This window comes from Micromonospora sp. NPDC047557, from assembly GCF_043205095.1.
Classification (GTDB): Bacteria; Actinomycetota; Actinomycetes; order Mycobacteriales; family Micromonosporaceae; genus Micromonospora.
In genome coordinates this window covers 181166-201750 of sequence record NZ_JBIDDK010000002.1, presented here as the reverse complement: position 1 = coordinate 201750, position 20585 = coordinate 181166, and the positions used below count along the sequence as shown (strand labels likewise).

The window sequence follows — 20585 nt, the reverse complement described above, 5'->3', positions numbered from 1 at the left end:
GAACGGAACGACATGCGTGGTGACCTGGTCCGAAAGCTGCTTGCCCGGTGCCTGAGCGTCGGTCTGGCGGTGCTGGCGTTCGTCGTGGTGGCGCTGACCGGCGGCACCGGGTGGGGGCTGGCGCTGGCCGTCGCGGCGCTGGCCGCGGCGGCCGCCGAGCAGCGGATCCGGCCCGGCGCTGACCTGGTCGCCGAGACGGCGCTGATCGCCGCGGCGGTCCTGGTCGGCTACTCCCGGCGACTCGACGACGGGTTCGAGCCGGCGCTGGCCGCCACGGCGCTGGTCCTGTTGGGGCTGGTGCTGCTGGTGGGGCCGCTGCGGACCGCCGGCAACCTGGAGGTCCGGGCGGCCAACCTGCCGGTACGGGCCTGGACCCCGCTGATCGCCGACCGGCTCGGCGTCGCCCTGTTGGGGCTGCTCGCGGCGGTGGCCCTCGCCGCCGCGCTGACCCTGCCCGCCGTCGTGGCGCTCGTCGTCAGCCTGCTGGTGGGCGCCGGCGCCGGGGTGGTCGCGCTGGATCTGGCCCGGCGGCGGTTCCGGCCCACCGTCGGCGGTGGGCCGGTGGCCCGCGCGCTGCGCCGGCACCAGCCGGAGTTCCTGCTCTACTTCTCCGCGCCGCCCGGCTCGGAATACCAGGTCACCATGTGGCTGCCGTACCTGGAGCGGATCGGCAGGCCGTTCCTGGTCCTGGTGCGCGAGCCGGAGTTCCTGGCGCCCATCGCCGCGGCCACCGACGCGCCGGTGATCTACTGCCCCACCCTGCGGGCGATCGACGAGGCGCTGGTGCCGGGCCTGCGGGTGGCGTTCTACGTCAACCACGGGGCGAAGAACAGCCACTGCGTCCGGTTCACCCAGCTCACCCACATCCAGCTGCACCACGGCGACAGCGACAAGGCGCCGAGCGCCAACCCGGTCTCGGGGATCTTCGACCGGATCTTCGTGGCCGGTCCGGCGGCGATCGACAGGTACGCCCGTGCCGGGGTGCGGATCCCGGCGGACAAGTTCGTGGTGGTGGGCCGCCCGCAGGTTGAGTCGATCGACGTACGCCGGGAGCCGGCGCGCGGCCTCGCGAGCCCGACGGTGCTCTACACCCCGACCTGGACCGGGCACCACGCCGACGTCGACTACTGCTCGCTGCCGGTGGCCGAGGAGCCGCTGCGACGGCTGCTGGAGCGCGGTGCGACGGTGATCCTGCGGGCCCACCCGTACACGGCGCAGAACCCGGCGTCGGCACGCCAGTTGGGCCGGCTGACCGAGCTGCTGGCCGCTGACCGGGCCCGCAGCGGGCGGCAGCACGTCTTCGGCGCGGCCGCCCGGGAGCTGAGCCTGACCGACTGCGTCAACCGCTCGGACGCGCTGGTCTCCGACGTGTCCGGCGTGATCTCGGACTACCTCTACTCCGGCAAGCCGTACGCCGTGACCGACATGGGCGACGAGGGCGACCGGTTCACCGACCGTTTCCCGCTGGCCGGGTCGGGTTACGTGCTGCGGCGCGACATGTCGAATGTGGACGCCGTGCTCACCGCGCTGCTGGACACCGACCCGCTGGCCGAGGAGCGGTGGGCCACCCGCCGCCGCTACCTGGGTGACTTCCCCGCCGAGTCGTACGCCGAGGCTTTCCTGACGGCCGCGCGCCGAGAGCTGGCGCCGGCGGAGAACCTGGCCACGTCAGCACCGGTCTAGCAGCTCAGCGGTACGCGTCCAGCAGCGCCAGCACGGCGGCCGGGTCCTCCAGGTGCGCGTTGTGGCCGAGACCGGGCAGCGTGGCGACCGGCACGCCGTACTCCTTGAGCTGTGCGTCGGTGACCATCGGGTCGTGCTCGCCGCGCGCCAGCACCACCGGCACGTCGGTCGCCGCCAACAACGCGGTCAGGTGGGGCTCACCGACGGCGAACGCGGTCGTGTCCATCGCGAGCCGCCACCGGCCGTCGACCTGGCGCAGGCCGGCGTCCACCATCGGATGGTCCGGGGAGACCAGACCGGTGAGGCCGGCGACCCGCAGGTAGCGGCGGGCGACCTCGGTGCGGCTGGCGAACCAACCGACCGGGCGGGCGGCGAGCTCCGCGGCCCGGGCCAGCTCGGCGGGTGACCAGACCGCCTTGATGCCCAACCCGACCACCGCGTCCACCGGCAGCCCGGCGGCGCGGGCCGCCAGCGCCAGGCCGACCACCCCACCCAGCGAGTGGCCGAGCACCACGATGCGGTCGTCGAAGGCCAGGCCCTGCGCGATCCGCTGGGCCAGACCCTCGAAGGAGTACGACGACAGCGGGGCCGACCAGCCGTGGCCGGCGAGATCCGGCGCCAACCACCGCCCTGGCCAGTGCTGCTCCAGCAGTGGCGCCCAGGGCAGCCACACGTCGCCCGTCGCTCCCATGCCGTGCAGCAGCAGCAGGACCGGCCCGCGGCCGGCGTGACCACCCGATTCGTCCACCACGGCCGCAGTCTCCCACGGTTCGCGGCCCGGTACGAGAGCCGTCATCGGCATCGACGCGAGACGCCGCGGGCGCCGGCCCCTCGTGGGGGACGGCGCCCGCGGCGTCGTAGGCGTCAGCGCCTGGGTCAGGCGGAGTAGCCCCGGGTGGCGATCCAGTTGGCCAGGTCGATCGTGGTGATCCAGTACGCCGGGTCGGCTGCGTTGGCCGAGTCGGCGATCCGCACGGTCCGGCCGTTGTCCTTGTAGCCCACGACGGCGATGTAGTGCCCACCGCCGTAGGAGTGCCAGCCGCCATTGGTGTCGGTGGCGTCCCCGACGACGTTGGCGACCACGCCCCGGCCGTCGGTGATGGCCTTGACGACGTCGGCCTGGAGGCGGTCCATCTGCGCCGGGCTGGGCGCGCCCGCGAACATCCGGGTCTGGTACGGGGAGCCCTTCACCTCGGCGTTGAGCACCCGCGTGGTGTCCTCGGCCGAGTTGGTGCCCATCTCGGTGGTGCCCAGCTCGGCGCCGAGCTCCTCCTGCGTACGGTCGATGCCGGTGGCGCTGAGGGCGTTGCGGGTGGCCGCCGGGCCGCAGTTGTAGTAGGTGTTCTGCGCCTCGTAGTCGTAGTCGAGCACCTTGGTCGCGGGCGGCTTCGGCGGCGTCGGCTTACGGGTGAGGTCCGGGTTGCTCGTGGCCTTCGCGGCGGGCGATGCGGCGCTGGTGGCCGGGGCGGCCGTGCTCGGCGCGGCCGAGGGGGAGGCGACGCGTGCCTGGTCGCGGGACGCGATCGTGTCGCTGCGCATCTCGGCGACGGTGGTCGCGGTGTGCTCGCTGGCCGGGGCGCCCTCGGCGCCGGCGAGCAGGGCGCCGGTCGTGGTGGCGATCGCGAGGGCCGCGGCGGAGGCGGCGACGATCTGGTACGGGCGCTCGGTCGCGAGGCGACGGAGCTGACGCTGCAGGGTGTGCTTCACGGGGTCCTCCACGGTTCGGGGGGCGAGCGGCACACCGGGCTCGGCCGGTATCCGGGCAGGCGCCAGCGCGCGAACCGTGGTCCGCGGATGGTGAACCGCTCAGGGGAACGCCCGGCGCGGCCGGGCGGGAAAGGCGGTGACCCGGGGGGTCAGCTCACCGTCACAAGGCGGATGAGCGGGGGCACCGCGACGCCGTGGAGGCGGGGGAACAACCGAGGGGTGGAAAGGTGCTGCACGAGGATGGAACTCCTTCCGTCACCGCCTACCGGGTTAGCTGACGGATTCGGGCGGGAAGATCGCCCTACCGCGGGCCGTGGCTCGCGGATTCACCCCGGACTTACTGTGGGTCCCCGGTTCGTAGATCACGATTGAGCGGGTCGGCACGGCGTCGCCTCCTGCGATCGGTTACCGCACCGGACAGCACGACAGTACTGGCCGGTGCGGACCCTGCCAAGCCGCGTCCACCTGCGTAAACATCGTTTGGCACAGCAATTTCTGCGCGTATTGCCGCTGACGTGACTCGATGGGACAACCGGTTCCGGAGGCGCCGATGGGCGACAACCGGACAGGCCGCCGGCAACGCCGCCACAATCGCGGGAACAATGGCCGCCGATGGTGCCGGTCGCCCGATTTCCATCGTCCGTGACGGGCCTCACATAACAGATCGGGCTCAACCGACCCGGGCCGGACGCCAGCGTGTCACGACTGCCGAGCGCGACGCCCGGGTCGTCATGCGGCGCGACGGCGACGGGTTCGGCCGCAACCGGACCGCCGCCGCGTACGCCTCCTCGGCGAGCGTGCGTGCCGACTCGGCCGCCAGCTCGGCGTCCCGCCAGGCCGACCGCTCCCGCTCGGCAGCGGCCCGGTGGTCGGCCAGCCTCGCGTCACGGATCGCCCGGGTGAGCAGCACCTCCTGCTCGACCGGATGCCGGCGGGGATCCCAGCCGCGCCGGTGCCCGAACACGTCACCGAGCTGAGTCATGGTCAACTCGCCGCGCCAGTGCGCCGCCATCGCGGCACGGTGCAGGTAGCGCTCCCGGGCCGCGTACTCGGCCGGGGTGTGCGGGGTACGCGGGGTCGGCAGCGCCCCGGCGGCGGCGAACCGACGGGCTGCGGTGTCCGCCTCGTCGTACCGGGACCAGGCGACCTGCGCCTCTTCCTGAGTGATCAGCCAGTCAGCGCGTCGTCGCCGGGCGGTCTGCGCCGCGCGGGCCGCGGCCACGGCCACCTCTTCGGCGTAGCGGCGCAGGTCGGCGAGTTCGGCGGCGGCCACCTCCTGTGCGGTGGGCGGCGGCGGCGTCGGCTCGGAGGCGGTCGAATCCCGCTCCGGGCGGGCGACCAGCACGGCGAGAACGGTCAGCGCCAGCAGGAACAGGGCCGACCAGATGGCGGCGGCCTGGGGCACCTCGGTCAGGAACTGGTAGAAGACGACGGTCTCCATGGTCGGCACCTCGGAAGAAAGCGCGTTGCGACGGGGAAGCCGCACGAGGGTCGGTGACCCACGGGTCGGCCGGTACGGACTGGTGTGTCGACAGGTGCGGGTGGCGGGACGCTCGCTCAGGGCCTCGGTGCTCCGGCGGGGCGGCTCAGCAGCCGGTGCGGTGGTCAGTTGGCCGGCGCGGAGGTCAGTGACCCAGCGCGGGTCAGGAGCCGGTGCGCGGTCAGCGGCCCGCTGTGATCCGGTGCTCCGGTGGGGCCCGAGGAGCGCGGGCGGCCGGATTGTCGGCGCGGAGTGACCGCTCGGAGACCGCCCGCCCCGGCGTCACACCGGTCGACGTGGCGGCCAGGGTGCGCGAAGTGTCGTGCAGCGCGGGCTGCGGGTCGCCGGACCACACCGCGGCGGACTCGTCAACGGCGGCGGACTCGTCAGCGGCGGCGCTGTCGCGGGCTGCCCGCTCCTGGGTGGCGCTGTCGCGGGCGGCGGTCTGGTCGTCGTCGACGATGGACGTCGCGGGCCCGGTGCTGGTCACGGCGGCGGGTCGGTCGGGCGACGCGGGCGGCGCGACGGCGGACGTCGCCGCAGCGGCTGGCGTTGGCGACCCCGGAAGGGCCGTGGTCGCGCCGAGCGCGAGGGCGGCGATGACGGCGAGGCTGGTCAGCACCCGGGTCGCCCAGCGCGCCACCCACCACAGGGGACAGGTGAGCGCGACCGGAAGCACGTCCCCACGCTACCGCCGACGACGACCGTGCGCATCGACGCCGGGCGTGTCGGCTCGCGCCGCGCCGACCGCGTCCGGCCTGCGCGGATGGGTCAGCGCGAGTCCGCGTACGTCGATTGTTCGTCGGTCCGGCCGGCGCCGGAGGCCCAGTCGTCGGTGTCGCCGGTGCGCTGTGGAGGGACGGCCGACGGCGGCTTCGGGCGGCGCGGCGCGAGCCGGCGCATCATCGGGGTCTCGACGTAGCGGTGCAGCAGCCCGGCGAGCACCAGATTCACCAGCAGGAACCCGAGCACCACCGCCGGGCCGCGCCAGCCCCGAAAGCCGGTCCCCCAGTCGCCGCTAAGGCGCAGCACGCTCGTCATGACCAGCACGTGCACCAGGTAGAAGGCGAAGGAGACCTCGCCGAGCCAGACCAGCGGGCGGGAGCGCCACGGCGAGCGCCGGCCCCGCACGTCCGCGTCGGCGGCAGCGGTGATCACCAGCAGGTACGCGATGGCGAGCAGCGTGGTCCACCACTGGGCGGGGATCCACTGCGCGGCGGTCACCCAGGTGACCACGAAGATCGCGGTGGCCGCCGTCAGCCGCGGCCCGCGCCAGAGGCCGCGCAGCATCAGTTCCGCCGCCACCGCGCCCAGCCAGAACTCCAGCGACCGCGCCGGCGGGAAGACCTGGGTGAACCACCAGCGGCTGACCTCGGGCACCAGGTGCTGCGCCGGCCAGAGCGCGAGGATCAGCAGCGGCAGCGCGATGATCAGCGTCCAGAGCACCGACGGCCGGGCGCGGCGCAGCAGGGGCAGCGCCAGCGGCAGGCACAGGTAGAAGAAGAACTCACAGGACAGCGACCAGCTCACCGTGTTGATGCTGTAGAACCAGCCCGGCCGGGGGTCCCACGCCTGCAACAGCAGTACGTTCTCCAGGGCGGCCGCCGGCAGGATGGGGTCGGCGAACCACCAGGCGACCAGTAGCGCGGCCGCCCACAGCACCAGGTGGTTCGGATAGATCTTCGCGACCCGTCGCCGCCAGAACGCTGCCCGGGAGTCGCCCGGGCGGGCCGACCAGACCAGCACGAAGCCGCTGAGGATGAAGAAGAACTGCACCCCGGACAGGCCGAGGGTGAACAGCGCGTCGACCACCGCCTTGTAGTCCGGCTCGGCGATGATCCGCATCGTCCCGGCGTGAAAGCCGAAGACGAGCAACGCGGCGATCCACCGCAACCCGGTCAGTGAGGGCAGCCGGGCGACAGCGGGCGCGGGCGGTGCGGGCGGCGCGTCGGTGGTGCTCGTCATGCCGGGGTCCCGACGCTTCGCAGGGTCACCAGCACGTACGTCTCCTCCTCGGCGCGCGGCGTCGGACGGCGCGACGGCGACGCCCGCGACGGCCCGGCAGGACCGCACCGAGGCACCCTACCGGGTCACTCCCGGGTGAACCGGGCGGCCGTTGTTAACCTTCCGCTTCGCGGGTGTTCAGGGATTCCACAGTCCTCGGCCACGTGCGGTTCCGGGGCTGGCCACCCGCGTCGTCAAGGGTGGCGACGTGGTCAATGAGCCGACGCACGCGCCGCTGCTGAGCATCGTCGTGCCCGTCTACGGCGTCGAGGCGTACCTGTACCAGTGCCTCGAGTCGATCCGGGCGGACATCCCAGCGGGTGAGTCGGACGCGGTCGAGCTGATCGCCGTCGACGACGCCTCCCCGGACGGCTGCGGTGCGATGCTGCGGTCCTACGTCGCCGGCCGCGACGGCGTGCGCGTCGTACACCTGGAAAAGAACGTGGGTCTGGGCCTGGCCCGCAACGCGGGCCTCGACGTGGCCACCGGCCGGTACGTCTGGTTCGTCGACAGCGACGACTGGCTGCCGCCGGGCACGATCGGCGCGGTGCTGGACCGGCTGCGCGAGCACCAGCCCGACGTGCTGATGCTGGACCACCTGCGGGTGCACGAGGACGGCCGGCGGGAGGCCGACGCGAGCAGCCACCTGCTCCGCGGGGTACCGGGCGTGGCCCGCCTGGCCGACCAGCCGCAGCTGCTGCGCGTGCAGCACACCGCGTGGAACAAGGTGGTACGCCGAGCCTTCCTCGACGAGCTGGAGCTGCGCTTCTTCCCCGGCTGGTACGAGGACATCCCGTTCAGCCACCCCCTGCTGATCGGCGCGGAGAAGATCTCCGTGCTGGACCGGGTCTGCTACCTGTACCGGCAGGGCCGCCAGGGCGCGATCACCTCCACCCGCAGCGGCCGGCACTTCGACGCGTTCAGCCAGTACGAGCGGCTGATGGACTGGGTCAACCGCCGGTACCCGGACGAGGGCCTGCACGCCGAGCTGTTCCAGCTGATGATCAGCCACTACCTGGTGGTGGTCGGCAACGACGACCGGCTGCACCCGCACCTGCGGCGGGCCTTCTTCCAGCGGGTCGCCGAGCACTACCGCCGCTACCTGCCCACCGGCGGCTACCCGATGCCCTCGGGCGTGACCGGGCTCAAGCACCGGCTGGTGGGGCGCGGTGACTGGCTGGCGTACTCGGCGCTGCGGCAGGCGCACCGGGTCGCGGGTCGGTTGCGCCGGCCCGGCCCGGCCGGTGGTGCCGACGCGAGCACCGGGTCGCCGCCGGCCGACGACGACCCTTCCCGACCGGCGGCGCCCGCGAGCACGTCGGACGCCGGGCACACGGCCGGCGAGGTCACCCCGGACCGGTCGGACGCGCTGGCCGGCGGCCGCCTGTCGTGACCCGTCGCACCGCACCGCACGCCGGGAGCCACGTCGGCTCTCGGCGCCGGAGTTTTCCAGGTCGTCCGCCCGTCGGGTGGACGATGACAGCACCACCGCACCCCGGTGCGGGCGTACCTGAGCAGAGGTCGGAATGACGGCGACAATCAAGATCGGACCGCACGCGGTCGGTGCCGGGGAGCGACCCTTCGTGGTCGCCGAGATGTCCGGTAACCACAACGGCGACCTGGACCGGGCGCTGGCCATCGTCGACGCGGTGGCCGAGAGCGGGGCGCACGCGCTCAAGCTCCAGACGTACCGGCCGGACACGATCACGATCGACGTCGACACCCCGGCGTTCCGCATCTCCAGCGGGCACGAGCTGTGGGGCGGGGAGAACCTGTACCGCCTCTACGAGCGGGCGCACACTCCGTACGAGTGGCACGCCCCGATCTTCGCCCGGGCCCGTGAGCGGGGGCTGACGGTCTTCTCGTCACCGTTCGACGCGACCGCCGTGGAGCTGCTGGAGTCGCTGGACGCGCCGGCGTACAAGATCGCTTCTTCGGAGCTGGTGGACCTGCCGCTGATCCGGCTGGTGGCCAGCACCGGCAAGCCGATGGTGATCTCGACCGGGATGGCGACGGTGGCCGAGATCGACGCCGCGGTGCGGACCGCCCGCGACGGTGGCGCGGCGGGCATCGTCCTGCTGGCCTGCACCGCGTCCTACCCGGCGCCGCCCGCCGACAGCAACCTGCGCCGCCTGCCGGTGCTGGCCGGCGCGTTCGACGTCCCGGTCGGGCTCTCCGACCACACGCCCGGGATCGGCGTGGCGGTCGCCTCGGTGGCGCTGGGAGCCTGCTTCATCGAGAAGCACGTGACCCTGGACCGAGCCGACGGCGGCGTCGACTCGGACTTCTCGCTGAACCCGGCGGAGCTGACGGCGCTGGTCGCCGAGTCGGGCCGCGCGTACGCGGCGCTGGGTGGCACCGCGATCGGCCCGACCCCTGCGGAGCGGGAGGGGCTGCGGTTCCGCCGTTCGCTGTTCGTGGTCGAGGACGTCCGGGCCGGCGACCCGGTGACCGCACGGAACGTCCGGTCGATCCGGCCGGCCGGTGGGCTGGCTCCGGTGGAGATCGAGCGGGTGCTGGGCCGCACCTTCGCCACCGACGTACCGCGCGGTACCCCGCTGAGCTGGGACCTGATCTGACCGACCCGGCCCGACCCGGCTCAGCTCAGCTCAGCTCAGCTCAGCTCAGCTCAACCGTGTGACTGGGCTGAGCTGGCTGGGGTCGAGCTGAGCTGGCAGGACTGAGCTGGCTTGCTGGCCTGAGCCGGCTGGGGTTTGAGCTGAGCTGACTGGACTGGGCTGGGCTGGCTTGCTGGGCTGATATCGGCGGAGCTGAGCTGACGCGGGCGGACCTGGGCTGACGCCGGCGGGCTTGGGCTGACAGCAGCGGGGCCTGGGCTGACAGCAGCGGGGCCTGGGCTGAAGCCGGCGGGGTTGGGCCGGGTCGGCCGCGGCCGCGCTGCGCCACACATGACGAGCGGCCACGCTCCGCCCGGCACGACCCCGTTTGCGTCCTGTCGAGCTGCCCCATAGGTGGGGCATGGCGTGTGCTCCCGGTACTGCCCCATATTCGGGGCAGCTCGACAGGCACCACCGACACCTGCGGCAGCCCTCGCCGCACGCCGACAGCCGCGGCAGCACCGCCGCACCCCGACAGCTGCGGCAGCACCGGCAGAACACCAAAAGGCCGTGGCGCCACCGACGCACGCCGACACCTGCGACGCCACCGACGCACGCCGACACCTGCGACGCCACCGGCACAACACCAACAGCTGCGGCGACACCGACACGGGCCGACAGCTGCGGCGTTCCGAGCGTCAGTCGCGGTGGGTTGGTCCGGCGTACTGGCGGGGGGCGAAGCCGACGGTGACCACCAGGTCGGCGACGCGCAGGGTGCGCCAGAGGATGGTGCCGTCCACCGGAGTGCCCAGGCCGTGCCGGCGCCACCAGGTCGCGATGGGCACATCGGCCAACTTGCAGCAGCACTCGGCCCGGGTCCACCGGGCCCAGAAGTCACCCGCGCCGAAGCGCCGGGCCAGCGCCGGGGGCACCGGGGCGTCGGCGCGCTCCGCGTCGATGGCCGCGCGCCAGCCCGGCACCAGCGGGCCGTACCAGCCGACGCAGCGTCCGTCGTCGAGATGGCTGCGGGTCGTCGCGTCGGCCAGCTCGGCGGGCGTACCGATCCGTAGATGCCGTTCGGCGCTGGCGAGCAGTCCCGGCACCGGGCGTGCCGTCCCGGACGACGGCGGCGGCGCGGCCGGGCCAGCGTCGACCGGGCCGGCGTCGACCAGACCGGGCGCCGCCGACAGTACCGGCCGCAGGTCAGATGGAGGCGGCACCGTCTACCACGATGACCTGGCCGTTGATGTTGGTGTGCTCACGCAGCAGCATCCGCACCACCGGTACGACCTCCACCGGCTCGGTCAGGTGGCCGGACGGGGTGCGGCGCACGATCTGGTCGAGCTGGGTCGGGCCGAGCACGGCGGACATCTCCGAGGCGAAGAAGCCGGGCGCGACCGCGTTGACCAGCATCCGGCCGCCGAGCTCCCGGGCTAGCGAGCGGGTGGCGGCGTCCATGCCGCCCTTGGTCGCCGAGTACGCGACCAGGCCCGGGAAGCCGCGCTGCGCGCAGATCGAGGTGATGTTGACGATCCGGCCGCGCAACCCCTTGCCGAGCATCCGGCGGATCACCAGCCGGGTCAGTTGCAGCGGCGCGGTCAGGTTGGTCTCGATGATCCGGGCGATGTCGTCGGTGGCGGTGTGCACGTGCAGCGAGTCCTGCCCGACGGCGGCGTTGTTGACGATGCCGTCGATCGGGCCGAGACGCTGCTCCACCTCGCGGACGAAGCCCTGGGCGGCACGCAGGTCGGTGACATCGACCGAGCCGACGTGCACCCGGTCGGGGTGCTCGGCGGCGAGCTTCTCCAGCTCCGGGGTGACGGTACGGGCGAACGCGGCCACCCGTACGCCCGCGTCGAGCAGGTCGGTGACGATGGCCAGGCCCAGCCCTCGGGAACCGCCGGAGACGAGGACCACGGAGCTGGGGGGAACGAGCTGGGTGTCGGCGGGGTCAGACATCGCTCTTCAGGGTCTCCTTGACGGGAATCTCGGTCAGCACGCGGATCCTGCGGGGCACCGCGTGCTCGGGCAGCCGGTCGGCACACCAGCGGACCAGCGCCGCCTCGTCGGGCACGCTGACGGCGGAAACGTCGGTCGGGTCGGCAACACCGACAGCCGGGGTGAGGACCACGTCGGCGACCACCATCCGCCCGAGCACGGGAGCCCGGCGGCCGGTGACCCGGGCCCAGGCCACGTTCGGGTGCTCGGTCAGCACGCCGCGGACCACACCGGCGGAGACCTTGCTGCCGCCGACGTTGATCTCGTCGGAGTCCAGTCGGCCGGTGATCAGCACTCGCCCGTCGACCACCTGCACCCGGTCCCCGGTGCGGACCGGGCCGGCCAACCCGGCCCCGTGGTACGGGGAGGTGACGACCAGCTCGTCGTCGTGGACGGAGATGGTGGGTCGGCCCGCGGTTTCCCGGTCCAGCCACTCGACCGGGAACCCGGCCCGCCCGTCGTGCACCACGATGGACGCTCCGACCTCGGAGGACGCGTAGATCCAGGAGATCCGGGCGGCGGGAAAGACCTCCCGCAGCTGGTCCAGGATCGCCTGGTCCACCGGCTCCCCACCCAGGGTGAGCTGGCGCAGCGGCACCCGGGCCAGCGCGGCGGCGTCCCGGTAGAGGGTGCGCCGCCAGAAGGTCGGCGTGCCGGACGCCGCGTCGACCCCGTGCGCGGCGGCGACCACGGGCCAGTCGTCCAGCTCGTCGGGCTCGACCACCACCAGATGCTGACCGGGCTGGGTCAGCGACAGGGTCACCACCTGCCACCAGGCGTACGTGCCGGGGGCGTAGGGGCACAGCCAGGTCCGGTCGGGCTGGTCGGCCCGCACGGTGGTCAACGTGTCGAGGGTGTGGCCGACCCGCTTGGGGCGCCCCGTCGACCCGGAGGTGAGCAGCCACAGCCGGCCGGGCTCGGCGGCACGAGGGCGGGTCGGCGCGCTGGGATGCACGCCGTCGTCGTCGAGGACGGTGACGGTGAACCCGGCGTCCCGCAGCTCGGCGCGCATCGTCGCGTCGACCCGGCTCGCGGTGCTGAGCAGCAGCTCGGTGCCGTGCACGGCGTGCTGCCGCGCGGCGGCGAGCGCCTGCCCGGCGGAGTGCGCCAGCACCGCGGCGGGGTCGGGCAGCGTCGGCGTCGGCAACGTCCGCCAGGTCAGCGGGGCGCCGCCGACGACGAGGCGGTTGTCGACGCCGGCCGGCTCTGAGCCCGCGGCCGCCGGACGGGGTGTCGCGACGGTCACTGCTGCTGGAGCTCGACGAGGAAGTCGAGGACGTCGCCGACGGTGGCGATGCGGCGCAGGCCAGGGGCGTCGAAGTTGAGCTCCTCCCCCGTCTCGTCCTCCACCCGCAGGGCCAGTTCGGAGAAGTCCAGTGACCGGAAGCCGATGTCCCGCAGCTGCGCCGCGTCGTCCGCGGGCAACTCCTTGTCCTGGTTCTTCAGCACCTGAGCCATGAGGTCGCGGATCTGCGCGCGACTCAATTCGTTCATGCGCCGGAGTCTACAACCCAGCGAATGGATAACTGCTTTCCCGGTAGGCCCGGGTAAGGTGCCGGGACCCGACGTGAACAGACAGGAAAGAGAGAGCACGTGCTGCGCGAAGCGACGGCGGACGACGTTCATCTGATGTTGTCCTGGCGTAATCAGGAAACCAACCGTCAGGTCAGCAAGACCAGCCACGAAATCACCGCCGAGGAGCACGCCCGGTGGTGGTCGGCGGTGCGCGACGACCCGACGCGGCGGGTGCTGGTGTACGTCCGCGACGACAGGCCCTGCGGCGTGGTCACCTTCTTCGACCTGCGGCTGGACGGCCCGCGTACCGGCGCGTGGGGCTTCTATCTGGACGCTGACGGGCTGGCCGAGCGGGGCGAGACGCTGCCGGCCTGGCTCGGGGTAATGCGGGAGGCCGTGGAGTACGCCTTCGACGGGCTGCACCTGGTGCGGCTCGACGGGGAGGTGCTGGAACACAACACCGTGGTGCGGCAGATGAACCGGCGTTTCCGATTCGTCGAGGGCACACCGCGACAGGAACTGTCCGATGGTCGGGAAATCACCGTCATCCCGATTTCGTTGGCACTCCAGGACCGCCGCCAGCGCTGATTGTCGGCGCAATTCTCGAACCGGCCCGACACTATTAACTGCCCGTCCGCCCGGTGGACATCCGCCGTTCACGAAACACGATGTCCACCGGGCGGAAGGGGTCCACGGGTCAGACTCGGCGCCAGGCCGCCCAGTGCTGCTGCGCGTTGCCGCCGAGCCGGACGAAGCCGTACTTCGCGCCGTCCCAGTCGTCCGGTTGGCCGGGCGCCCAGCGGGTGAACACCACCTGCGCGGCGGCGGGCGGCTGCTCGCGGAACCACCGCACATCGGTCCAGGTCACCTGGTGGCTGAGATTGAACCGCAGGATGTAGTGCACGCCGGTGGAGGCCCAGACGCGCTCGCCGGGGCGTACCCCGACGTCGGCGACCCGGGGGGTCGGCGCGGTGCTCGCCGCCATCGGCCGCACCAGCCGCTGGTCGATCACCTGCATGGTGACGAGGTTGACCACGACCAGGGCGCCGAGCACCGGCAATCGCAGCCGGGGCACCCGGACCGCGGCCACGAGCAGCACACACGCGCCGATGCCGAGCAGCGACCCGACCACCGGACGCATCTCCCGCCAGCCGCCGGTCAACGCCATCAGGTCCGGTGCCCCGAAGCCGCCGTAGCGCAGCGAGTGCCCCCGGCTGGCCACGTACGCGAGTCGGACGGCGACCAACGCGCCACCGGCGACCAGCAGGCCCACCGCGACCGCCGCCCGGCGCAGCACCACCCGACGCTCCGCGGTGAACAGCACGCCGAGCCCGACCAGGAGCCAGAACGGGGCCAGCATCTGCACGTAGCGGCCATAGATCGCGTCCAGCGGCTTGCCGGTGATCCCGGCGAGGATCACCGATGCGCCGCCGGCCACCCCGACAGTGACCACCAGCGCCACACCCATCGTCCAGCGGATGGCGTCGCCCTGGCGCGGGCGCCACAGTTCCTTGACGGCGGCGGCCCAGGCGACCCCGGCCAGGCCGAACGTGATCACCACGAGGTACCAGAGCTGGGTGGTGACGGCCGCCGCGACGCGGACCACCCCCTGCGCCGAGGCGACCGCGGCGACCGTGCCGCCGCCCGGGGTGCTGCCCAGCAGGTAGACCTTGTCGCCGAGGACGTGGATGCCGGCCTGGTTTACCAACGCCATGGCCAACACCGGCAGCAGCGCCGCGAGCACCGCGACCGCGGTGATCCGGCGGCGGACGAACAGCAGCAGGACCAGCCCGGCGTGCACCGCCACGATCACCAGGCCGCGCGAGTGCAGCAGGTGGAACGCGCCCACCAGCAGGCCTACGGTGGCCGCGGCGAGCGGGCCGGGACGCTCGATCCAACGGTGTACGGCGAGCAGCCAGGCGACCACCAGCGGCGCCATCACCGTGTCGATCATGGCGACGCCGGCGTAGAAGGCGGTGGCCGGCAGCGTGGCCGCCACCACCGCCGCGAGCAGCGCGGACGCGCGGGGCAGTCGGAGCACCCGGCGGCCGAGCAGGTACGCCAGCGGCAGCAGCGCGGAGTTGACCATCGCGTTGATCAGTTGGACCAGCCGGTAGCTGTCGGCGAAGTCGTGGTGGCCAAGGAACGCGGGCGAGATCAGCATCGGGTAGCCGACGCGGCGGAGCAGGTCGTTCTCGCTGCTGAACCCGCCCGGTCCGCCAGCGAGGGCGCGGGCGGTGTTCAGATAGCTGTCCTCGTCGGTGTGGGCGATCGGCAGCGCGATGTGCCGCGACAGCCACATCCGCCAGGCGACGCTGAGCACCCAGCCGACGAACAGCAGCAGCGGCATCAGCCACCGGCGCGCGGGTGTCGCGGGCGGTGTCCCGGTCGGGACCGCGGGCCGTTCCATCACGTCGCTGCCGGATGTCATCAACGCCTCCTGAACTGCCGGCCGTGCCGGACGGGCGTGCCCGCCGGTGGGCACGCCGACCGGCCGGTGACGCTCGGGGATGACCCGCTCGCACCGAGGCGGTGCGGATGTCGGGTGAACGCGGGAAACGACGGCGCGCAGAGGCTGCGGGTCGCTCGCGCGGCCACTGTAGCGGCCGTTTCCGGCCTGGTCAGCCCGCTTTCCGGACGGTTGGAAGTGTTCGCCCGCGCGCTGCCCGCCATTCACGACGGCAGGGGCAGCGGTTAACCCGCGAGCGCCGAGGCGTTAACCCGCCGGGGTTAGCGTCTCACCCCGGTCGGCCGGCCGAGGGCCGCCGGTTCATCCACGATCACGGGAGCACCAAATTGAGTGAGTTGAATGGATCGTCCATTCTGATCACCGGGGGAACGGGTTCCTTCGGCAGGACCTTCCTCCGGCACATCCTCACCGAGGCCGACCCCGCCCGGGTGGTGGTCTTCTCCCGCGACGAGCTCAAGCAGTACGAGCTGCGCCAGCAGCTCGGCGACGACCCGCGCCTGCGCTGGTTCATCGGCGACATCCGGGACCGGCACCGCCTCACCCGGGCGATGCACGGCGTGGACCACGTGGTGCACGCGGCCGCCCTCAAGCAGGTGGACACCGCGGAGTACAACCCCTCCGAGTTCATCGCCACCAACATCACCGGCTCGCAGCACGTGGTCGATGCCGCGATCGAGGCCGGCGTCAAGAAGGTCATCGCGCTCTCCACGGACAAGGCGTCCAGCCCGATCAACCTGTACGGCGCCACCAAGCTGGTCGGCGACAAGCTGTTCGTCTCGGCCAACCACTACGCCGCGCACCACCCGACCCGGTTCTCGGTCGTCCGCTACGGCAACGTGGTCGGCAGCCGCGGTTCGGTCGTCCCGCTGTTTCACCGGCTGGCCGCCGAGGGCAAGAGCCTGCCGATCACCGACAAGCGGATGACCCGTTTCTGGATCACCCTGGAGCAGGCCGTCCAGTTCGTCATGGACTCGTTCGACCAGATGCAGGGCGGCGAGCTGTTCGTGCCGCGCATTCCCAGCATGCGCATCCTCGACCTGGTCGAGGCCGTCGCGCCGGACGCCACCACCCACGAGATCGGCATCCGGCCCGGCGAGAAGCTGCACGAGGAAATGATCGCCCCGGACGACAGCCGGCGGACGCTGCGCGCCAAGGACCGCTACATCGTCCAGCCGACCATCGCCGGCTGGGGCTACCAGCCGCCGGTCGACTGCGAGCCCGTGCCGGACGGCTTCGCCTACCAGTCGGACACCAACGACGAGTGGCTCAGCGTGCAGCAGCTACGCGAGATGCTCGGCCTCACCGCATGACAGCGATGCTCCCGTACGGCCGACAGTCGATAAGCGAGGACGACATCGCGGCCGTCGCCGACGTGCTGCGCGGCGACTGGCTCACCACCGGGCCGCAGGTGGACGCCTTCGAGGCGGACCTGTCCCGGTGGGCCGGCGGGGCCGGCGTCACCACCGTCTCCAACGGCACCGCCGCGCTGCACGTGGCGTACGCGGCCGCGGGTGTCGGCCCCGGCGACGAGGTCGTCGTGCCGCCGATGACGTTCGTGGCGACGGCCAGCAGCGCCGTAGCCCTCGGCGCGAAGGTCGTGTTCGCCGACGTCGAGGACGAGACGTTCTGCCTGGACCCGGCCGCGGCCGCAGCTGCGGTGACCTCGCGTACCAAGGTCGTCGCCGCTGTCGACTACGGCGGTCACCCGGCCGACTACGACGCGCTGCGTACGTCGGTCGAGGGCAGCGACGCGCTGCTCCTCGCGGACGCGGCGCACTCGATCGGTGGGACGTACCACGGTCGGCCGGTCGGCTCGCTCGCCGACCTGACCACGTTCTCGTTCTTCCCGACGAAGAATCTGACCACCGCCGAGGGCGGCGCCGTCGCCGCGGTGGACCCGGAGATCCTGGAGCGGGCCCGCCGGTTCCGCACCGTCGGCATGGTCCGTGACCGCCGGGACCTGCGCCTGCAGGACGAGGGCGGCTGGTACTACGAGGTACAGGAGTTCGGGCTCAACTACCGGCTACCCGACGTGCTCTGCACCCTGGGCCGCAGCCAGCTGCGCCGGCTCGCCGAGTTCAAGGCCCGACGGTCCGCCCTCGTCGCCCGCTACGACGAGGCACTGGCCGACCTGGACGGCGTGCTGACACCCACCCGTAAGTCGTGGGCCGACCCGGCCTGGCACCTCTACCCGATCCGGGTGCTCGACGGCCGCCGACGCGAGGTGTACGACCGGATGCGCGCCGCCGGCATCGGTGTGCAGGTCAACTACATCCCGGTGCACTGGCACCCGGCCTTCGCCGACCTCGGCTACCGCCGCGGATCCTGCCCGGTGGCTGAGTCGTTCTACGCCCAGCAGCTGTCGCTGCCGCTGTACCCGGGACTCAGCGACGCCGACCAGGACCGCGTCATCGACGCGCTGACCGCGGTCCTGCGGGGCAGCGCGTTGCGTTCCGCCGCCTGATGGGAACCTGATGCACCACGCGAACCACTTCTACGGCCACGCCCACGTGCTGGCCCGCTACGCCGGCCTCGGCGACCGGCATCCCCCGCGCATCAACGGGTACGTGCAGCACGGCTGGAACATCGGCGACGGCCTGGCCCCGGGCCACCCGTACGCCGAGGGCACCCCGAGCCTGCTCTGGTCCGAGCAGACCCGCCGCCGGGCCTGGTCGGTGGGGCGGCGCAACGTCGTCGTGATCGGCGCCCCGTTCACCTACCTGCTGGCCATGCGGCCGGAGAACCCGCCGGAGCAGGAGCGGGAGGGCACCATCTGGTACCCGTTCCACGGCTGGGAGGGCCAGCACGTCAAGGGCGACCACCGGGAGCTGATCGCCCGCATCCGCGACACCGAGCCCGGCCCGGTCACGGTCTGCCTCTACTGGCACGAGTACGGCATGCGCCACGTCCGCCGGCTCTACGAACGCGCCGGGTTCCGGGTGATCTGCCACGGCTACCGGGGGCACTGGTGGAAGGACACCGACCCGGAGTTCCTCGACAAGCAGCTGACCGAGCTGCGCCGGCACAAGCGGGTAGCATCCAACCGGCTGACCAGCGCGATCTTCTACGGCATCGCGGCCGGCTGCGAACCGGCGGTCTACGGCGACCCGATGATCCTGTCCAACGAGGACCCGACCTTCGGCGGAACCGCCCGCATCCGGCGGCAGTGGCCGGAACTGCACGGCGCGACTGTCGACCTGCCCACCGCGGTCTCGATCGCCCGCGCGGAGCTGGGCACCGACCACCGCTGCACACCTGCCGAGCTGCGGGAGCTGCTCGGTTGGGCGAACCTTCCGGAAGAAGAAGAGGACGACAGTGACGACTGAGACCGCACCCGCCGGCCGGATCACCCTGCCGGGCGGCGAGATGCTGGCCTGGTCCGACCTGCCGAAGGAGCGGTTGGCCGACGGAGGGCCCCTCGCCGCGCTGGCCGCCCGGATCGTGCCGCCCGGCGCCCGGGTCCTGCTGGCCGGCCCGCACGACCCGGCACTGCTCGACCGGCTCGCCCACGCCGAGGTGACCTGCCTGCTGCGCAGCCACCCGGACGCGGTGGCGCTGGCCCGGCGGGCCGCCCGCGTGGTCGTGGGCGGCCCGGCCGGGCTGCCCGACGACGAGACGTACGACGTGGTGATCGCCGCCGCCGGACTGGACCCGGTGGAGTCGGTGGAGGGCACTCGGCTGGGCTGGGACGGCGTGCTGGCACGGCTGATCGCGGCGATACGCCCCGGCGGCGCGCTGCTGCTGCGCCTGGACAACCCGCTCGGGCTGCACCGGCTGGTCGCCACCACCCCCTGGTACGCCGCCCGCGACGACTCCGCCTGGGTGATCGGTGGCGTGTTGGACCGGGCGCACCCCGCCAACCGGGACCAACTGCGCGAGCGGCTCACCGGCGCCGGGCTGCGCTCGGTCGCCTGCTGGGCCGCGTACCCCGACGGCGCGACCGCGACGGCGCTGCTCGACGCCGACCAGCTCGACCGGGGCGCGGGGTGCGGGCTGTTCGACGCGGTGCTGCACGGCGCCTGCGCCGGGGCCTTCGTCACCGCGACCGTGCTCCAGGACCCGGCCCGGTTGGCGGTGGACGCCCTGCACGCCGGGCGTGCCGCCGATCTCGCGCCGGCCTGGCTGATGCTGGCCCGTCGGCCGGGTGGGCCCACGGACGCCACCGTCGACGGGGACCTGCCGGTGGCGCTAGCGCAGACCGGGCAGTCCGGCCTGCCCGGGATCGGTGTGCTGGAGGTGCTCGACGGCCCATCGGGCTGGCGGTGGGGCCACAGCGGCGGCACTGGCGCCGGCACGAGCACGCCGGCCGCGCCGTTCGCCAGCCGCGAAGCCGCGTACCGGGACCCGGCCGCACTGTCCGGGCCGGTGCCGACCGGGCGGCTGCTGCACACCCTGCTGCTCGACGCCGCGCTGCGCCGCGACCTGGCGACGCTGCGCACGCTGCTGCACGGGTACGCGGGCTGGCTCGCCGGCCAGGCCGACGCCGACGGCCGACTCGCCAGCGCGGCGGCGCTGGCCAGCACCGACAACATGGTGGTCAGCGGGGAACGCTACGCGGTGCTCGACCCGAGCTGGCGGGCCACCGACACGCTGCCCGGCGACGTGGTGCTGGCCCGCGGCCTGTGGCGCTTCGCGGCGGCCCTGCTCACCGGCGGGTACGCCCACCCGTGGTCGTCCACTCTCGACGTCGCGGGCCTGACCGTGGTGCTCGGCGGGCTCGCCGGCCACGACCTGGACCGGGCGACCGTGGCCGAGGCGGTGCAGGCCGAGGCGGCGATCGCGGCCACGCTGCACGGCCTGGACGCCAACGGCCGCGCGACCCTCGCCGCCGAGCTGCAGGCCGTCGAGCCGACCGATCCGCCGGTCGGCGCGCGCAGCTACCAGCAGCTGCGGGAGGCGTGGCTGCGGCAACGCGAGGAGATCAGCCGGCTCGCCGCCCTGGCCCGCTGGACCGACGAGCTGCTCACCTCCCGGGAGCGGGCGCTGCGCCGGGCCGAGGCGAAGATCGGCCTGCTCAGCGGGTCCATCAGCTACCGCGTCGGCCGACTCGCCATCACCCCGGCCCGGCTGGCCAAGCGGGGTGCCCGTGCCGCCAAGCGGCGAGCGCGGGCGGCGCTCGCGCCGAGGCAGGAGGAGCAGCAGTGACCGGCGACGACAACGCATCCGCGAC

Annotated in this window: 18 protein-coding genes and 1 riboswitch; of the genes, 8 read left to right on the top strand and 10 right to left on the bottom strand. The window is 73.2% G+C overall.

Annotated features, from left to right (window positions below; genetic code table 11):
- Nucleotides 1–12 precede the first annotated feature (12 nt).
- On the top strand, nucleotides 13–1683 hold the full coding sequence (locus ACGGAQ_RS08710) for a CDP-glycerol glycerophosphotransferase family protein (RefSeq protein WP_393046041.1): 1671 nt from the start codon (nucleotides 13–15) through the stop codon (nucleotides 1681–1683).
- A gap of 4 nt (nucleotides 1684–1687) precedes the next feature.
- Here the strand turns inward: ACGGAQ_RS08710 and ACGGAQ_RS08705 are convergent, their stop codons facing one another.
- The 5 genes from ACGGAQ_RS08705 to ACGGAQ_RS08685 all read right to left on the bottom strand — a co-directional run bounded on the left by ACGGAQ_RS08705 (nucleotide 1688) and on the right by ACGGAQ_RS08685 (nucleotide 6835).
- Nucleotides 1688–2434, bottom strand: a complete 747-nt coding sequence (locus ACGGAQ_RS08705; protein ID WP_393046039.1) for an alpha/beta fold hydrolase — start codon at nucleotides 2432–2434, stop codon at nucleotides 1688–1690.
- Nucleotides 2435–2559: 125 nt separating this feature from the next.
- Nucleotides 2560–3402, bottom strand: coding sequence for a C39 family peptidase (locus ACGGAQ_RS08700; protein WP_393046037.1), 843 nt, complete (start codon nucleotides 3400–3402; stop codon nucleotides 2560–2562).
- 232 nt (nucleotides 3403–3634) lie between these two features.
- Nucleotides 3635–3775: riboswitch (cyclic di-AMP (ydaO/yuaA leader) on the bottom strand.
- A gap of 285 nt (nucleotides 3776–4060) precedes the next feature.
- Entirely contained in the window at nucleotides 4061–4831 is a 771-nt protein-coding gene (locus tag ACGGAQ_RS08695) for a hypothetical protein (protein WP_393046035.1), read from the bottom strand.
- A 220-nt stretch (nucleotides 4832–5051) separates the two neighbouring features.
- Nucleotides 5052–5549, bottom strand: a complete 498-nt coding sequence (locus tag ACGGAQ_RS08690) for a hypothetical protein (RefSeq protein ID WP_393046033.1) — start codon at nucleotides 5547–5549, stop codon at nucleotides 5052–5054.
- Between the two features lie 92 nt (nucleotides 5550–5641).
- Nucleotides 5642–6835: an acyltransferase family protein gene (locus tag ACGGAQ_RS08685; protein ID WP_393046031.1), complete on the bottom strand. Its 1194-nt coding sequence runs from the start codon at nucleotides 6833–6835 to the stop codon at nucleotides 5642–5644.
- Between the two features lie 247 nt (nucleotides 6836–7082).
- On the opposite strand from ACGGAQ_RS08685, the gene ACGGAQ_RS08680 reads away from it, so the two are divergent.
- Nucleotides 7083–8267: a glycosyltransferase family 2 protein gene (locus ACGGAQ_RS08680; protein WP_393046029.1), complete on the top strand. Its 1185-nt coding sequence runs from the start codon at nucleotides 7083–7085 to the stop codon at nucleotides 8265–8267.
- A 133-nt stretch (nucleotides 8268–8400) separates the two neighbouring features.
- Complete coding sequence (gene pseI, locus ACGGAQ_RS08675; RefSeq protein ID WP_393046027.1) at nucleotides 8401–9453, top strand: pseudaminic acid synthase; 1053 nt, start codon at nucleotides 8401–8403, stop codon at nucleotides 9451–9453.
- A gap of 677 nt (nucleotides 9454–10130) precedes the next feature.
- Here pseI and ACGGAQ_RS08670 read toward each other — a convergent pair.
- The 4 genes from ACGGAQ_RS08670 to ACGGAQ_RS08655 are packed head-to-tail and all read right to left on the bottom strand — an operon-like array spanning nucleotide 10131 to nucleotide 12924.
- Nucleotides 10131–10652, bottom strand: coding sequence for a hypothetical protein (locus tag ACGGAQ_RS08670; RefSeq protein ID WP_393046025.1), 522 nt, complete (start codon nucleotides 10650–10652; stop codon nucleotides 10131–10133).
- Nucleotides 10636–11391 (bottom strand): SDR family NAD(P)-dependent oxidoreductase, encoded by a 756-nt coding sequence (locus ACGGAQ_RS08665; RefSeq protein WP_354855109.1) that lies wholly within the window; start codon nucleotides 11389–11391, stop codon nucleotides 10636–10638. Before ACGGAQ_RS08665 ends, ACGGAQ_RS08670 begins: the two co-directional genes overlap by 17 nt.
- Nucleotides 11384–12676 carry an AMP-binding protein gene (locus ACGGAQ_RS08660; protein ID WP_393046023.1) on the bottom strand — a complete coding sequence of 431 codons (1293 nt, stop codon included), beginning with the start codon at nucleotides 12674–12676 and terminating at the stop codon, nucleotides 11384–11386. The genes ACGGAQ_RS08665 and ACGGAQ_RS08660 overlap by 8 nt, the downstream gene beginning before the upstream one ends.
- Nucleotides 12673–12924, bottom strand: coding sequence for an acyl carrier protein (locus ACGGAQ_RS08655; RefSeq protein ID WP_354855107.1), 252 nt, complete (start codon nucleotides 12922–12924; stop codon nucleotides 12673–12675). The genes ACGGAQ_RS08660 and ACGGAQ_RS08655 overlap by 4 nt, the downstream gene beginning before the upstream one ends.
- Nucleotides 12925–13023: 99 nt before the next feature.
- On the opposite strand from ACGGAQ_RS08655, the gene ACGGAQ_RS08650 reads away from it, so the two are divergent.
- Nucleotides 13024–13533 (top strand): GNAT family N-acetyltransferase, encoded by a 510-nt coding sequence (locus ACGGAQ_RS08650; RefSeq protein ID WP_393046020.1) that lies wholly within the window; start codon nucleotides 13024–13026, stop codon nucleotides 13531–13533.
- Nucleotides 13534–13642: 109 nt separating this feature from the next.
- On the opposite strand, the gene ACGGAQ_RS08645 is transcribed toward ACGGAQ_RS08650, so the two are convergent.
- Nucleotides 13643–15376: a hypothetical protein gene (locus ACGGAQ_RS08645; protein ID WP_393046018.1), complete on the bottom strand. Its 1734-nt coding sequence runs from the start codon at nucleotides 15374–15376 to the stop codon at nucleotides 13643–13645.
- A gap of 365 nt (nucleotides 15377–15741) precedes the next feature.
- On the opposite strand from ACGGAQ_RS08645, the gene pseB reads away from it, so the two are divergent.
- From pseB to ACGGAQ_RS08625, 4 genes are read left to right on the top strand one after another with little or no spacing between them, the layout of a single operon-like run.
- Nucleotides 15742–16725, top strand: a complete 984-nt coding sequence (gene pseB, locus ACGGAQ_RS08640) for a UDP-N-acetylglucosamine 4,6-dehydratase (inverting) (protein WP_393046016.1) — start codon at nucleotides 15742–15744, stop codon at nucleotides 16723–16725.
- The gene (locus tag ACGGAQ_RS08635) at nucleotides 16722–17879 is read left to right on the top strand and encodes a DegT/DnrJ/EryC1/StrS family aminotransferase (protein ID WP_393046014.1); all 1158 of its coding nucleotides are present in this window, start codon (nucleotides 16722–16724) and stop codon (nucleotides 17877–17879) included. The genes pseB and ACGGAQ_RS08635 overlap by 4 nt, the downstream gene beginning before the upstream one ends.
- A 10-nt stretch (nucleotides 17880–17889) precedes the next feature.
- Nucleotides 17890–18741, top strand: a complete 852-nt coding sequence (locus tag ACGGAQ_RS08630) for a hypothetical protein (RefSeq protein WP_393046012.1) — start codon at nucleotides 17890–17892, stop codon at nucleotides 18739–18741.
- The gene (locus tag ACGGAQ_RS08625) at nucleotides 18731–20560 is read left to right on the top strand and encodes a class I SAM-dependent methyltransferase (protein ID WP_393046010.1); all 1830 of its coding nucleotides are present in this window, start codon (nucleotides 18731–18733) and stop codon (nucleotides 20558–20560) included. The genes ACGGAQ_RS08630 and ACGGAQ_RS08625 overlap by 11 nt, the downstream gene beginning before the upstream one ends.
- The last annotated feature ends 25 nt before the right edge of the window (nucleotides 20561–20585 follow it).